This window comes from Olivibacter sitiensis DSM 17696 (genome assembly GCF_000427965.1).
GTDB lineage: Bacteria > Bacteroidota > Bacteroidia > Sphingobacteriales > Sphingobacteriaceae > Olivibacter > Olivibacter sitiensis.
Map to the genome: position 1 here is coordinate 11,354 of NZ_ATZA01000047.1, position 16,881 is coordinate 28,234.

At 46.1% G+C, this 16,881-nt stretch carries 8 protein-coding genes; all 8 read left to right on the forward strand.

Annotated features, from left to right (window positions below; genetic code table 11):
• Window positions 1–304 precede the first annotated feature (304 nt).
• The 8 genes from A37S_RS0118945 (at window position 305) to A37S_RS0118980 (ending at window position 16,874) form a co-directional block, all read left to right on the forward strand.
• The gene (locus tag A37S_RS0118945) at window positions 305–3,349 is read left to right on the forward strand and encodes a SusC/RagA family TonB-linked outer membrane protein (protein ID WP_211229825.1); all 3,045 of its coding nucleotides are present in this window, start codon (window positions 305–307) and stop codon (window positions 3,347–3,349) included.
• A gap of 8 nt (window positions 3,350–3,357) precedes the next feature.
• A complete protein-coding gene (locus A37S_RS0118950; protein WP_028298351.1) occupies window positions 3,358–5,247 on the forward strand; it encodes a RagB/SusD family nutrient uptake outer membrane protein in 1,890 nt (629 codons plus the stop codon).
• Window positions 5,248–5,253: 6 nt separating this feature from the next.
• Window positions 5,254–5,964: a DUF3823 domain-containing protein gene (locus A37S_RS0118955; protein WP_036603239.1), complete on the forward strand. Its 711-nt coding sequence runs from the start codon at window positions 5,254–5,256 to the stop codon at window positions 5,962–5,964.
• A gap of 10 nt (window positions 5,965–5,974) precedes the next feature.
• Window positions 5,975–8,026, forward strand: a complete 2,052-nt coding sequence (locus tag A37S_RS0118960; RefSeq protein WP_051293309.1) for a beta-L-arabinofuranosidase domain-containing protein — start codon at window positions 5,975–5,977, stop codon at window positions 8,024–8,026.
• A gap of 81 nt (window positions 8,027–8,107) precedes the next feature.
• The gene (locus A37S_RS25325; protein ID WP_036603242.1) at window positions 8,108–10,606 is read left to right on the forward strand and encodes a glutaminase family protein; all 2,499 of its coding nucleotides are present in this window, start codon (window positions 8,108–8,110) and stop codon (window positions 10,604–10,606) included.
• Window positions 10,607–10,721: 115 nt separating this feature from the next.
• The gene (locus A37S_RS0118970) at window positions 10,722–12,575 is read left to right on the forward strand and encodes a glycoside hydrolase family 2 protein (protein ID WP_028298354.1); all 1,854 of its coding nucleotides are present in this window, start codon (window positions 10,722–10,724) and stop codon (window positions 12,573–12,575) included.
• Window positions 12,576–12,587: 12 nt separating this feature from the next.
• On the forward strand, window positions 12,588–13,682 hold the full coding sequence (locus A37S_RS25330) for a family 43 glycosylhydrolase (protein WP_245586427.1): 1,095 nt from the start codon (window positions 12,588–12,590) through the stop codon (window positions 13,680–13,682).
• Window positions 13,683–13,733: 51 nt separating this feature from the next.
• Entirely contained in the window at window positions 13,734–16,874 is a 3,141-nt protein-coding gene (locus A37S_RS0118980) for a ligand-binding sensor domain-containing protein (protein WP_051293310.1), read from the forward strand.
• The last annotated feature ends 7 nt before the right edge of the window (window positions 16,875–16,881 follow it).

Sequence of the window (16,881 nt, forward strand, 5' to 3'; positions counted from 1 at the left end):
ATCATCGACATTTTGAGACAAAATGGATTTTGAAAGTGCTTGATTGTGACGTTCTTTGAAATACCATATAAACCAATAAAATCATTTTTGAAGCACAACTATATGTGAAAACGTAGCAAGTAAACTATCAATGTTGTAAAATCAAAACTGTTTTTAATGATTAACCATGTAATAAATTATGAGAAAGTATCAACTACTATTACAGCAATGTATTCGGTGTGTTTGCTGCTTGAGTATTTGCTTCTTGTCTGTTATAAAGTCCTTTGCTTACGAAGGTCACGATGGAAGCGAGTTGTTTAAGCAAATGACAATTACCGGAACGGTAAAAGACGCCGATGGCGCGCCCATTCCAGGAGCATCCGTAAGCATTAAGGGGATGCCCACTAGGGGAACGGGTACCGACAAAGATGGGCAGTTTAAACTCGAAACCAGTGAACCCAATCCCGTTTTAGTCATAAGAAGTATTGGGTACGTGACGCAGGAAGTGGCAGTGGGCAGCCAATCACAGCTGAACATTGTCATGCAGTTTGACGAAGCCAAGCTAGACGAGGTCATTGTAGTGGGCTATGGCCAGCAAAAGAAAGGGTCTATCACGGGGGCTATCTCCAATGTCACCAGTGATGATATCGAAATGGTGAAAGCACCTACCGTGAGCGGGATGCTTGCTGGTAAGATTCCCGGACTGTCTTTTCGGATGCCGGACGGGCGTCCAGGTGCTGGTGCCAATATTTCTATTCGTAATATGGGGAATCCATTGTACGTCATAGATGGCATACAACAGGATGCGGGACAGTTCAATAATTTGTCGCCCAATGATATAGAGAGTATTACGGTGTTGAAGGACGCTTCGGCTGCAATTTATGGCGTGCGTGCTGCCAATGGTGTTATTTTGGTAACGACCAAGAGGGGGAAAGCCGGAAGTACCAATACCATCAATCTGGATACCTATTATGGCTGGCAAAACTGGACTCGGTTTCCAAAAGGCGTGAATGCCTATGAATGGATGTTGGGAAGGGCAGATGCAGAAATGAATGCAGTGAATCCACAAACGGGTATTACACTGGAGGAAATCGAGCGTTGGCGACTAGGGGAGGAGCCGGGTTACCAAAGTTTTGATTGGTATGATTTTGTGGTATCGGGAAATGCCCCGCAAAGCTCGGTTAACTTGAACGCCACTGGTGGATCGGACAAAATCAACTACTATTTGTCACTTACACGGCTCGATCAGGATGCTGTTTTCGGCAATGGGGAGTTTACATTTAACCGTACCAATTTGCAAAGCAATGTCGATGCACAAATTGCAGAACGACTTAAAGTGGGAGTGCAAATCAATGGCCGCATTGAGACCAGGGATCAGCCAGGTGTTCCGGAGGTAGATGACTATTGGCTGCCCCGTTTTGCTATTTTTAGAAACCGTCCCACGGAGAGGCCTTATGCCAATGATAACCCTTTGTACCCCAATCATCTCAGTAATATTCAAACTAATTGGGCCATTATGAACAAGGATATATCTGGATACTGGCGTGAGGACTGGCGCGTATTGCAAACCAACTTCAACGTAAATTACGATATACCCATCAAGGGCTTATCGGCAACCGCTCTATATTCCTACTACTTGGCCGATAGGGTGATGAATGGACATGAATATACCTATCAAGTATATACTTATCGGCCATCTACCGATACCTATGATGCCACCGGTGGTAGCAGTAATCCATGGAGAGAACGCGGCACTAGAAAAGTATTTAACAACGTAGCCCAGGTTCATCTGAATTACAACAATACATTTGGTGATCGTCATACGGTGGGAGCTACTTTGGTGGCTGAGCGTATTAGCAGGCGCATTTTGGATACCTGGGTACATACCGTGCCTACAAACAATGTATTACCTATCTTGCAGTTTGCCGATATGGACACCTATAACGACTTGGATGACCAAGAAGCACGCTTGGGTTATGTGGGTCGCTTTAATTATAATTTCGGAGACAAGTACTACTTAGAGCTAGCTGGTCGATATGATGCATCTTGGAAGTTTGCACCTAATAAGAGGTGGGGCTTTTTCCCTTCTGTCTCTGGTGGATGGCGAATCACTGAGGAAGCTTTTCTGGCTAACAGGAACAAGCGGCTTTTGAATGATTTGAAAATTCGTGCTTCTTATGGATCAATGGGTGACGATGATGTAGGCATCGGGCCATTCGATTATATACCAGGTTATAGATATGGCTCCTCAACTGTCATCATTGATGGGCAAGTAGTTCGTGGCATTCGAGATCGCGGCGTGCCCATTGATAACATATCTTGGTTCACGACTACCACCCTGGACGTGGGAACGGACTTTTCTTTTCTAGAAGGAAAACTAAGCGGCTCGCTGGATTATTTTAGGAGGAAGAGAACGGGGTTGCGAGGTCCGAAATGGGACATCTTGGTTCCAGCAGAGCTTGGCTATAACCTGCCCGATGAAAATGTGAATAGCGACTCACAGATTGGATTTGATGGCTCCTTGCTATATACGAACAGTATTGGAGAATTCACTTATCGCATAGGTGGCAATGCCATGTTTGGACGCACGAAGTTTTTGGAGTCCTATATGCCTCGGTGGGGCAATTCTTGGGAGCACTATCGCACTTCCGGCGAGGGTAGGTGGAGCAACATTTTTTGGGGATATCAAGTGATAGGACAATTCCAGTCGCAAGAGGAAATCAACAATTATCCAATCAACATTGATGGCGAAGGAAACCGTACGCTATTGCCTGGGGATTTTATCTATATGGACGTCAATGGTGATGGAAAGATTGACGGCTATGATGAAAGGCCGATTGGATATCCCGCAGGGCAACTGCCCTTGCTCACATTTGGACTTAATCTTGGCGCAAGCTATAAGGGCTTTGATATCACGGCCGATTTTTCAGGAGGCGGAATGTATTCCTACGTTCAGAATTGGGAAATGAGATGGCCCTTCCAGAACACCGGTAATCTGCTCCAATATATGTATGAGGACCGTTGGCATCGCGAGGATCCTTATGACTTAAACAGCCCCTGGATTGCTGGTGAAAACCCGCCACTCCGCTTCAACCAAGGTGGGCACAGCAACTACAACAAAAATTCGGATTGGTGGTTGACCAATGTGCGGTACCTCAGATTGAGGACTTTAGAGATAGGTTATTCCCTGCCAAAATCATTTATCAATAAGCTGGGGGCACAGCGAGCCAGATTTTTTGTCAATACCTATAACTTGTTTTCAATGGATAATGTAAGTGGGTTTGGGGTAGATCCGGAAATCTATGATGGAAATGGCTTGCAATATCCTCAAAATAAGTTCATTAACATTGGTGCAAATATTTCATTTTGACGAGAATTATGAAAAAGTATATCATAGCAATTATCGTAGCCTGCTCCTTTGCCTCATGCCAAAAAGACAGCGAATTTTTGACACGTGAGCCAACGGACATTTTGACCTACGAGCAGGTGTGGAGCGATGAGAAATTGGTACTGGCAGCTGTGGCAGATCTGTATGATCGCTTGCCCGACTATCAGCAACTAACCAATTGGTGGGAGTTTACAAATTTCGATGAAGCTTTTGCCTCCAATTTTGGCGATTATTGGCGGCATAAGAATCAGGAATGGGGATATGGCGACTGGGGATATTGGGATTATGGTTTTATCCGCGATATCAATCTATTCTTACAAGCTGCCGAGGAAACCGATCAAATGGAGGGCGATGCCACCGAAGTGGCATTGAAAGAGCGTTTTATAGCGGAAGTACGTTTTATACGTGCTTACACTTATTTTGAATTTGTGAAGCGTATGGGAGGTGTGCCGCTCATATTGGAACCCATGCAATATGACTATAGTGGTGACCCCACTTATCTACAACATGCGCGGGCAAAAGAGCATGAGATATATGATTTTGTTATTGCGGAGCTAGAGGCTATAAAGGGACGGTTGCCAGACGAAGTGGCAACGAAATCGCGCGCCACCAAAGGAGCGGTATTGGCTACGCAAGCTCGAGCTGCTTTATATGCGGCATCCATTGCAAAGTACGGGGCAACGACACCGCAAGTCAGCCTTCCTGGCGGTGAGGTGGGCATACCATCAGACATGGCATCCGGTTATTATCAAACGGCACTGGCTGCTGCCGAGGAGGTGATTAATAGCGGTGTGTATAGTCTCTACATGCAACGTCCACAGAATTTGGAAGAAAATTTCAGCTATATCTTCTTGGATAAGAATGCCAATAACGAAGTTATCTTTGTAAAAGATTATAAATTGCAAAGCGGTAAGGTACACGGTTTTACGGTGTCCAACCAACCTCGATCCTTATCTGAAGAGGCCCAGGGTGGCCGCATCAATCCATCGCTCAATTTAGTTCAATCTTTCGAACGGCTCGACAATACATATGCACCTTTGGCTATTCTCGATGCCAATGGTGAGCAAGTTCGCTACGACGCGCCTACAGACTTGTTCGCCGGACGTGATGCACGCCTCGGCGGGACGGTTATGGTACCGGGATCTACTTTCAAAGGTGGAAACCTTGATATCTGGGCCGGTTATCAGCTGGCTAATGGCAATATCATTACCTCTGATGTGCCTGGTGGACGAGGAAGGTTGCCAGGTGTGCAAAATGATGTCCAAGTGGTGGGCTACGACGGGCCCATAGATGGTTTTGAATGGATAGCGCAAACAGGTTTTTACTTGAGAAAGTATGTTGACCCAACTCCTGGTGCTGGTCAAATAGGAACTAATAGTGAAGTATGGTGGATTCGCTATCGCTATAGCGAAGTGTTGTTAAATGCGGCAGAAGCAGCGTTCGAGCTGGGAGATGCGCAAAAAGCTGTAGGGTATATGAATCAAGTGAGAAGAAGAGCAGGATTCCAGACAGATCTGAATGCCACCGATATCACCTTTGACCGCATTGTGCATGAGCGGAAAGTAGAGTTTGCATTTGAAGGTCATCAGCTCTGGGATATGAAGCGCTGGCGCCTGGCACACCTAGTTTGGAATGGCACCAATCACCCATTGACGACCAATATCGGGAATGCTGACGAGCCCAGTACCCGTCCATTCGGCTTATGGCCCTATCAAATCTATGATCCAAACGGCTCCGATGACGGTAAATGGGTGTTCAGGCAGATATTGCCCAGAGAGGTGACAAATCCAGATCGTTTTAGGTTAGGCAACTACTATTCCTTCATTAGTGATGATATCCGAAATCGTAACCCTAAAATTGTAAGAAACCCGAATCAATAAAAAGCTATGAACAAGCTACTAGAAAAAATACACAAAAAATCTTGGGGCTATATAGCCGGAATTTTGTGGTGCTCGACGCTCCTGTCGAGTTGCGGAAAAGACAATTATGAAGCGCCAACTGCTCAACTCAAAGGACGCATTGTATATCAAGGAGAGGCAATTCCAGTTAGTTATAATGATGTCGTATTCGAACTTTTTGAACCTGGTTGGCAATTGCAAAATCCAATCACTGTCACGGTCGATCAAGATGGTAGCTATGCTGCCATGCTGTTCAACGCAAGTTACAAGGCTTTTTTTCAACCCAATCAAGGGCCCTTCATCGCTCCGGCAGATTCCCTTGCCATAGAGGTAAATGGCAATACGGAGTTTGATATTGAAGTGCTGCCTTATTTCATGTTGCGCAATCCTAGCTTTACCGCGAATGACCGTAATGTACAAGCGACCTTTCAGGTGGAAAAAATTATAAACGATGAACGGGCAAGGAATATAGAACATATTACACTTTATGTTGGAAAAACCTTGTTTACAGACGGGCGAACGGCGGTAGCTTCTTCTAGAATGGACGGTGGAACGGTAGATATATCGCAAACAATAAACTTAAATGTGGATGTACCTTTCCTCACTCCAACGCAAAATTATATCTTCGCTAGAGTGGGGCTAAAAATAGTAGGGGTAGAAGATATGGTATTCACCCCAGTCCAGCGACTCGAATTATAAACGTATATTGATGATGAAAACTTCTTTCCTGTTTTGCTTTGTTAGTGTGCTATCCCTTTCGGTTGCTTGCCAAAACAGTACATCTGTGGAGGTTGTGGGGCGAACGGATACGTCCAAGGTAAATCCATATTATGTTCAAAATAAGGCACCCCTTAAGTCAGCCTATTTTTTGAAACTCCCGGTTGGCAGCATACAAGCCAAAGGATGGCTTCGCAAGTACCTGGAGCTGCAACGAGATGGGCTTACCGGGCACCTTGGCGAAATCAGTGCGTGGCTGGCCAAAGAAAACAATGCGTGGCTCAGCAAGGACGGAAGCGGCGATCACGGTTGGGAGGAGGTACCCTACTGGCTGAAAGGTTACGGAAACCTGGGCTATATCCTGCAGGACTCCTCCATTATCAAAAACGCAAAAACATGGCTAGATGCTGCCTTGAATAGTCAGCGGGACGATGGCTATTTTGGTCCTCTGATCTTGAAAAATGGTAAGCCCGATCTCTGGGGAAATATGATCATGCTTTGGTGCCTACAATCTTATTTTGAGCACAGCCAAGATGAAAGGGTACTGCCATTTATGGAAAAATATTTTAGGTGGCAGGCCCAACTGCCCGATAGCCTGTTTCTGAAAGATTACTGGGAAAATAGTCGCGGTGGCGACAATCTGTACAGCATCTATTGGCTCTACAACCGCACGGAAGGAAACGACTGGCTACTGGAGCTGGCCGAAAAAACGCATCGTAATACAGCCGACTGGCGCCAACAAGACAACTTACCCAATTGGCATAACGTAAATATTGCACAATGTTTCCGCGAGCCTGCAACTTATTACTTACAAAGTGGGGATAAGGACGACCTGCAAGCAACTTATCGCAATTTTGAGTTCATCCGCGAAAAATATGGACAGGTGCCAGGTGGTATGTTTGGTGCCGATGAAAATGCCAGAGAGGGGTTTACGGATCCTAGGCAGGGAGTGGAAACCTGCGGTATGGTAGAGCAAATGGCTTCGGATGAACTGTTAATGGCTTTTACAGGCGACCCCTTCTGGGCCGACCATGCCGAAGAAATAGCTTTCAATACTTATCCCGCAGCGGTGATGCCCGACTTTAAAGCACTACGTTATATCACCAGTCCGAATATGACTATCAGCGATAGCAAAAACCATCATCCAGGGATTGATAACAATGGCCCCTTCCTAATGATGAATCCATTCAGCTCCCGTTGCTGTCAGCACAATCACGCCCAGGGATGGCCTTATTATGCCGAACATTTGTTTATGGCTACGCCCGATCAAGGGCTTGCCGCTTTGCTGTATGCAGAAGCCGATGTGGAAGCGCTGGTAGGCGAGGAAGGACAAGCTGTGCAGATATCGGCCAGGGGACATTACCCCTTCGATGAGCGAATGAGCTATACGATCCAAACGGCATCAGAGGTGAATTTCCCTTACTATATGCGCATTCCGCTGTGGTGTGAACAAGCCGAGATATCGGTGAATGGGGAGCAATTGAAAGGCGATTTTAAAGGAGGGACTTATGCCAAGATCACGCGTGACTGGAAAGATGGCGATGAAATAAGCATTTACCTTCCGATGAAGCTGCATACCAAAAAATGGGTGGAAAACAAAAATAGCTTGAGCGTGCAACGAGGCCCGCTGACCTACTCGCTGAAAATAGAAGAGGAATACCGCAAGGCCGACAGTAAAAAATCGGCTATCGGTGATTCCAAATGGCAAAAGGATGCCGACCCGGAAAAATGGCCTTCTTTTGAGATTTTCCCCGCTTCTGCCTGGAATTATGCCTTGGTGGAACCAAACGGGAAGCTGGAAGATACGTTTGAGGTAATAAAGAAAACTTGGCCCGCCGATGACTTCCCTTTTACGCTTGGCCAAGTGCCCATTGAAATAAAGGCCAAGGCCAAGCGGGTGGAAAATTGGAATATAGACCAGTATGGCCTGACGGCCGTTTTGCCAGAAAGCCCATTGAACCTGGATGAAAAAGAGGAAATAGTGACGCTGATTCCCATGGGAGCAGCACGCTTAAGAATTTCGGCTTTTCCGACAACAAAATAGCTGTTTGTAAATAAAACAATTTCGACAAGCTATGATATGAGAGGTGAAGTAAATCAAAATTAAACAAATAGATATAAGAATATGCGCAGACACTCCTTTATTGCTTATTTATTAGTTGGTGCGGGCCTGCTTTCCGCTTGTGGTAACGGTAAAACTACCGGCACCAAAAGCGGTGATAGAGAAACAAGCCTCCGTGCACCCGCCTATCCATTGATCACTCACGATCCTTATTTCAGTATCTGGTCATTTGGCGATACCTTAAACACCCAATCTACCAAGCATTGGACCGGAACAGATCAGGCGATTACTGCCTTGTTGCGGGTGGACGAGGAACTCTACCAAATTGCCGGAAAAGCGATCACCCAGATGGAAGAATGGGTGCCCACTGCACAGAAGGAAAGTTATCAGGTTCGCTATTCCTATACCAAACCAGCAGCGGGATGGGAGAAGCCAGACTATTCCGATCAATCTTGGAAAATGGGAACGGCTCCCTTTGGTGACAATTCGGTTGATAACCCCATCAAGCCGGCTTCTTTGTACGACAAAGAAATCTGGTACCGTAGGGAATTTGACTGGAACGATAAGCAAGCAGAAGATCTAAAGCTGTTAATCAGCCACGACGATGCGGTGGAGGTTTTTATCAATGGGGTGCCCGTGTATCGGGATGAGAACTTTATTCTCGACTATGCTTTTGTTCCACTGCCTGCAGCAGGCAAGGATGCGTTGCGAGAAGGAAAGAACGTGCTGGCCGTGCATTGCCGCAACGACCGAGGAGGTGCATTCATAGACGTGGGGCTGGTGAACGAGCGAAAGCTTTTTGACACGAAGTTGGCCGAACAGAAGTCCGTGAAACTGACTGCTACGCAAACAGCATACGAGTTTGCCGCAGGGCCAATAAAGGCAGGGATGATATTCACCTCGCCATTGTTGATGGATGACCTGGAGGTACTGGCAAGACCAGCTTCCTATATAAGTTTTAAAGCATCGTCTACAGATGGCGCCGAGCATGACGTGCAGGTGTTCTTTGCCGTATCTGCTACCGTAAGTACGGACAAGCCGGGCCAACAAGTGAAGACCGAGCTACAATCAGTAAACGGACAGCTAGTTCAGTCGGTCGGCACCCTGTCGCAAAATATCCTTGGAAAAAAAGGCGACAACGTGCGTATTGATTGGGGCAAAGCCTATTTGGCGGCGGCACAAAAACCTACCGTAAAAGCCTTGCCGACAACGGTGGCCGCTTTGGCGGGCCTCCTGGGGAAGCAGGCATCGGATGCCGCCGTAGCTTCCGAAGGCCCCGCATCCGATAAACTGATCGGGCTGGAAATTGAGCTCGGAAAAGTTAAAGGAGAAGTGCAGGAACACGTCACATTGGCCTACGATGATGAATATAGCGTACAGTATTTTGGGGAGAACCTCCGTCCTTGGTGGCGACGGAATGGTACTTCGAACGCCCTCACCATGATCGAAGCGGCACAAAGCGATTATGATCGCTTGATGAAAGCATGTGCTGACTTCGATGAACAATTATTTGAAGAAGCGGAAAAGGCGGGAGGTGTTAAATATGCGGAGTTATGCAATCTCGCGTACCGCCAGGCTATAGCCGCCCACAAGGTGGTGGCAAACAAGAATGGCGAGCTATTTTTCTTCTCGAAGGAGAACTTTTCGAATGGTTCCATAGGCACGGTAGATGTGACCTATCCTTCCATGCCCTTGTTTTTACATTATAATACCGAGCTGGCTAAAGGGCTGCTCCGCTTTATTTTTGATTATTCAGAGAGCGGTCGCTGGCAGAAACCTTTTCCTGCGCACGACGTTGGCACTTATCCTCTCGCTAATGGGCAGACATATGGCGAAGACATGCCTGTGGAAGAGGCAGGCAATATGCTCACCTTGACAGCTGCGCTCGCTGTTCGCGAAGGGAATGCAGAATTTGCCGAGCAGCATTGGCAGACCTTAACCACTTGGACAAACTACCTGAAAGCGGAGGGAATGGACCCAGCAAATCAATTGTGTACGGATGACTTTGCCGGTCACCTCGCGCGGAATGCCAATCTTTCCGTGAAAGCCATTATGGGTATTGCTTCTTATGCCAAGCTTGCAGAGCTGCTGAAAAAGGATGAGCTAGCGAAGGAGCACTTTCAGTTAGCTAGGGATATGGCCAAGAAATGGATGGAATTGGCCGATGATGGCGACCATTATGCATTGGCTTTTGGACAAAAAGATACCTGGAGTCAAAAATACAACCTCATTTGGGACAAATTGCTCAAGCTCGATATTTTTCCGAAAGAGGTGGTAAAAAAGGAAATAGCCTATTATAAAACCAAACAGGAAACATATGGACTGCCATTAGATAGCCGAAAGACCTATACGAAATCGGATTGGATTCTTTGGACCGCTACTTTAGCAGAAGACAAGGATTTCAATACGTTCGTAGATCCAGTTTGGAAATACGTCAATGAAACCAGCGACCGTATTCCCCTAAGCGATTGGCATGAAACAACTGACGGCAAATCCGTTGGTTTCCGGGCCCGTTCCGTAGTGGGAGGGTATTTTGTGAAAGTATTGGAGAAGGGAATGTGAATTGGTGTTTGAGATTGAGACGAATCAACGAATGATTGAAACAGATCGCTTTGACGGAAAGTCGGGCTTTTTGTTTCTTTGAGAGTCAGATAAGCACATGTTATAAAAATAAGTTATGAAAAATAGATTTCGAAGATCCCTCAGTGCCTTGGCACTAGTTCTTACCGTAAGCGCAGTGGAAGGCCAGACCGCAAATTGGAAGCCTGTAGGAGATAAGATTAAAACACCTTGGGCCGAGCTGGTCAATCCAGGACAACCTTTGCCGGAATACCCACGCCCACATTTGCAGAGAGGCAACTGGCAGAACCTGAATGGTCTTTGGGATTATGCCATCACGCCGATAGGGCAAGAAAGTATTCCAAGCCAGTTTCAAGGTGCGATTCTCGTGCCTTTTGCCGCCGAGTCATCGCTATCGGGAGTAGGCAAAGAGGTAGGGAAGGAACAGGCACTTTGGTACCATAAGCAAGTCGATATCAATAAGCAGCTGACCAAAGAACAAGTGCTCCTGCATTTTGGAGCTGTCGATTGGCGCAGTGAGCTGTATGTAAACGGTCAGAAAGTAGGGCAGCATGAGGGAGGTTTCGATCCTTTCTACTTTGATATTACCCCGTTCTTGAAAAAAGGCAGCAAACAGGATATTGCTCTCCGTGTTTGGGATCCTACTGATGATGGCCCACAGCCCAGGGGCAAGCAGGTGAATAGACCCGAGGGCATCTGGTATACACCCGTTACGGGCATCTGGCAAACCGTTTGGTTGGAAGGCGTGCCCAAAACGTATATTAGCGCTACCAAGCAGACCCCTTCGGTAGACGAAAGTTCATTGCATTTTGAAGCCGAGGTGGCCAATGCACAAGCTGGCGATGAAGTTAAAGTGGAAGCGCTGGAAGGCACCACTTCGGTGGCGTCAGCCTCTTTCGCAGTGGGTGAACAGGCCAGCTTGTCTATTCCCAATGCCAAGTTATGGTCTTCAAATGCTCCTTTCCTCTATGACCTGAAAGTATCTTTGGTACGCAAAGGCAAAGTAATAGACGAAGTGAAGAGTTATTTTGCCATGCGGAAAATTTCCATGGCAAAGGATGCAAAAGGCATACAGCGCATGTTGCTGAACGATGAGTTTGTTTTTCAATACGGCCCGCTCGATCAGGGTTGGTGGCCGGATGGGCTCTATACGGCTCCCACGGACGAAGCTTTATTGTTTGATGTCGTCAAGACTAAAGAAATGGGCTTTAACATGATCCGCAAGCACATCAAGGTGGAACCGGCACGCTGGTACCGCCATTGCGATAGCGTGGGCGTCTTGGTGTGGCAGGATATGCCCAGCGGCGACCTCGGCGGCAATCGTTGGGATAATCATCCAGGACAGATCTCTGGCTTCAACTTAGATAAAGAACGAAGTTCGGAATCTGAAGCGTACCATAAGAAGGAATGGAAAGCTATTATGGATGCATTGCACAATTTTCCGAGCATCGTGGTATGGGTGCCATTTAATGAAGCTTGGGGACAGTTCAAGACCAAGGAGATTACAGAGTGGACCATGGCCTACGATACTTCTCGCTTGGTGAATAGTGCCAGTGGCGGAAATTTCCTGAAAGCTGGTCATATTCTCGACATTCACAACTATCCCGACCCCAGCATGCCCGATCCTGAATTATTTGGCGATGAGCAGGTATTGGTGCTAGGCGAGTTTGGGGGGCTGGGTTTGCCTGTAGAAGGGCATACTTGGCAGGAAAAGAACAATTGGGGCTATCAGAGCTTCAAGAATAAAGAGGAACTGTTAAAGCGCTATACTCGCCTCATGGAAGACTTACAGCGTTTGATTCCTCTTGGCCTGTCGGCGGGGGTTTACACGCAGACAACGGACGTGGAAGTGGAGACGAATGGCATGTTTACCTATGATAGGAAAGAAATTAAAATACCAGAGGCCACTCTCAAAGCACTTCACGATAAACTCTATCAGTTCAAACCCTAAGGAAAGATGGTTGTGAGCATAAGAATTTGCGCTTTACCTTTTTTATTTTTCATCTTGCAGGGTATCCTATTTGGTTCTTGTTCCACGAAATCAAAAAAGTATCTTGGAAGAGAAGATAGCACCTTGCGACAGGCCGTATACGTCAACCCGGTTTACGAACCGGTGTTGGCGGATCCCACTGTTGTCCGGGATCCCGGGACGGGAGATTTCTTTGCCTTTGGTACGGCAGATGATTTTGGCGATGGAAAGGGACAGCGGATGATACCCGTGCTACGATCGGCAGACCTTGTCCATTGGCAGTATCTTAAAGACGCGCTAACGAAGAAACCCACGTGGAAATCAAAGGGCGGTATCTGGGCTCCGGATGTCAATTTCGTAAATGGGAAATTTTATCTTTACTATGCATACTCCACCTGGGGCGATCCAGACCCAGGCATTGGCCTAGCAATTGCAGACTCGCTCACGGGCGATTTCGCCGATCAGGGAAAGGTATTCCTCAGCTCGGAAGTGGATGTGCCCAATTCCATCGATCCCTGTTATTTTGAAGAGGATGACAAGAAATACCTTTTTTGGGGAAGCTTTAGCGACTTGCCTACGCAGGGAACTTATGCTGTTGAGCTGACAGCCGATGGCCGGAAAGTAAAAAGTTTGACCGATAAAACAAAGATTGCTGCAGGTGATTGGGAGGCGGTGATGATCCATAAAAAGGGAGACTATTATTATTTTTTTGGTTCGAAAGGAAGTTGCTGCGAAGGTCACGATAGCCAATACCATGTGCTCGTAGCACGGGCTAAAACGTTGTTGGGGCCTTATCTTGACCAAGAGGGTAGGGATATTGCCGAACGAGGAAATGGAACAGTTTTGTTGAAGGGCAATGGCTATTTTGTGGGGGTGGGGCACAATGCCCAGATTATAACGGATGACGCCGGAGCGGATTGGATATTGTATCATGGATTTGACACTCGTCACGATGGCCAATTGCCACATGGAACAAACAGAAGGGCTTTACTTCTTGATAGGCTGGAGTGGAAGGATGCTTGGCCAACAGTAATGGGACAAGGTGCTTCTAGCACGGAGCAGCCTGCACCTACTATAAGGCAAAAGTAAGATCTTATCTATTGCCTAGCCACGGAAAATCAGTATGTTTGATGCTGAATTATGATAAAAAAAGCATTTTGTTTATTGGTGCTTTGGCTGGCTTGGGCCGAGATGATTGCCCAGCCCCATTACTTCAAACATTATCAGGTAGAGCAGGGGCTTTCTAATAACGCCGTCATTTGCATTATCCAGGATAGCAAGGGGTTTATGTGGTTTGGTACCAGGGATGGTCTCAATCGTTTCGATGGTTATACATTTAAGAGCTTTAGGCATGATACATATGATAATAATAGCCTAGGCAATAATTTTGTACATAGTTTATACGAGGATCGAGATGGGATGATTTGGACGGGGACCGATCAAGGAATCTATGTATATGACCCAAGGAACGATCGTTTTAGCCATTTTCCCTATCAGCAGAACAAAGAAGTGCTATTGATAGTCGGCGATGACAAGGATAATATCTGGTTTCTGGGCGATTTCGATCTATACTGTTTCAATAGGAAGTCAAAATCTTTGCAGGAATTTGGAGAACTAGGGTTTCATGGCCTTAGGGGCATTCTCGTACACAACGATGTGGTTTGGGGCGGTAGTGTAGATGGCAAGCTTATCAAATATGATAGTGGAACGAATAAAAAGAAGGTTTTCGATCTTTTTGATCATTCAGCACCGGCCATCTCCAAATCTGTCACAACTATGGCAATAGATAGCAACGGAAGCAGGCTTTTAATAGGTACATCTTCCCAAGGATTGAAAGCATTTCATATAATGAAAGAAACCTATCGGGATGTACTAACGAGCACATCTACCGGGGAGCCCTTGTTTGTTCGCGATATAAAACAAATAGGGAAAGACTATTGGTTGGCTTCTGAAGCAGGGGTGTTTGTCCTATCGGATATTGAAACATCGGCTTACCAACGCTTACAGCAACAACATGGTAATCCTTGGGCTATATCGGACAATGCCGTGTACGCAATATGGGAAGATGTCGAGTCGGGAATTTGGATAGGAACTTGGTTTGGAGGCATCAATTACTATCATCCTCAGCATGATTTTTTCGAGAAGTTTTTCCCAATTGCCGGCAAGCCAAGTATCTCGGGCAATGCCGTGCGTGAGATAACAAGTGACCGCAATGGCACGCTATGGATAGGAACGGAAAATGGAGGCCTAAACCGCTTTAATCCTCAAGATAACTCCTTTAAATCCTATTTACCTACAAATGATAAACAGGCTATAGGTAGCTACAATCTCCACGGATTGACCGTTTTGGGCGATACCCTGCTAATAGGTACCTTTGAGCAGGGGTTGGAAATGTTTAATATTTCTACCGAAAAGGTGTTCAGGAAATTCTATGCCAAGGGTGGAGACAATGGACTTCATAGCAATTTTGTTTATACCACACTTCGCCGAAAAAATGGTGAGGTGTTATTGGCAACTAATTTTGGTGTTTATATGTTTCGCCCAGAAACTGGTAGCTTTGAAGTGGTGAAAGCTATTCCCCACCATATTTTTTACACTTGCCTATTTGAAGATACTAAGGGATACATATGGGCCGGCACTTGGCGTGATGGTTTGTATTACTATCATCCTAAAACTGGCGAAAAAGGTTTTTTTGCTGCGAAAAACGATGGAAAGGGCTTGCCCAGCAACCGGGTTACCTATATTCAGGAAGATCGTCAGCAAACTGTTTGGGTAGGTACAGAAGAAGGTCTTTGCTGTTATGACGCTACCGAGCGGGTCTTTCGACAAATTAACTTCAAGTCATTGGGCAAAAGCTTATTGGTTTGCGCCATCCTGGAAGATGACTATGGGAAACTGTGGGTTAGCACATCCAATGGCTTGATACAATTTGATCCCCAAAATGGAAACAGCAGGTTGTTCACTACTGCTCATGGTTTGTTGAGCAATCAGTTTAACTACAATGCGGCTTATAAATCAACAGATGGAACGCTCTACTTTGGAACGGTAAAGGGCTTAGTGCGATTTCATCCTAAGAAAATGCCTTTGAAGCAAGTTTCTGCTCCAATCTACATTACCGGAATGCAGGTTTACAATCGAGAATTGGCCATCGGTCCCGGCAAATACGACTTAAAGAAATCAATTTCTTACACCGATTCCTTGGTACTTCCCTATAATCGATCTACTATTAGCATTGATTTCTCTACACTAAGTTATATATCGCCGGAAAGGAACGAATATGCCTATAAACTGGAGGGGCTCGATCAAAAATGGACACACATCACTGCAAACAGAAAAGCATATTTTACTGAACTTCCTGCTGGGAAATATCAATTTCGAGTGGCCGCTGTAAATAGTGCTGGAAAGCGCTTAGGTCCAGAGAAGACCTTGTTTCTTCAAATATTGCCGGCTCCATGGGCCAGTCCTATGGCTCGTGTTTTTTACTTTGTCTTGGGGGTGTGCTTGCTGACTTTTTTTGTCCGCAATTACCATCGTCGCCAAAAGGAGAAACACGAGATAAGGCTGGAACAGTTGGCGCATCGCAAAGAGGAGGAAATGTACCATGCTAAAATTGCTTTTTTTACACAGGTAGCCCACGAGATAAGAACTCCTCTGACGCTTATTAAGGCGCCTATGGAAAAGGTGTTGAAGAAAGTAGATGAAGTGCCCAGTATCAAAAAAAATCTACTGATCATGCAACGGAATACCGAAAGGTTGCTGCAACTTGCGGGGCAGTTGTTGGATTTTAGAAAGACCGAGATCAAGGGGCTTCAGTTGAATTACCAACAAGTGCAGCTCATTCCTTTTTTAAAGCAAGTACTGGGGGGCATAAGGCCCACCTTAACTGAAGCAAAACTGAGGCTATCATACCATCTGCCGAAAGAAGAAATAGTTGTCTGTGTGGATTTAGATGCGCTTGATAAGATGGTGAGCAATTTGATGAGCAATGCCATTAAATATGCCAAGTCAGAAGTGGTGCTTTCCCTGGAACAATCGACAAATTGCTTTTTGCTTCGGGTGAGTAACGATGGGGAGCTGATACCAGAAGAAATGAGCGAAAAGATCTTCGAGCCATTTTTTCGTACGCCAGCGGCCTACGGTACTATGGGCGCAGGGTTGGGACTGGCACTCGCCAAGTCATTGGCCAATATGCACGGCGGAAAGCTTTATCTAGAAACTGAAAATAGGAAAGAATTCAACACATTTGTATTAGTTTTGCCAATAACCAATATAAAGGCTTGAAAAGTGA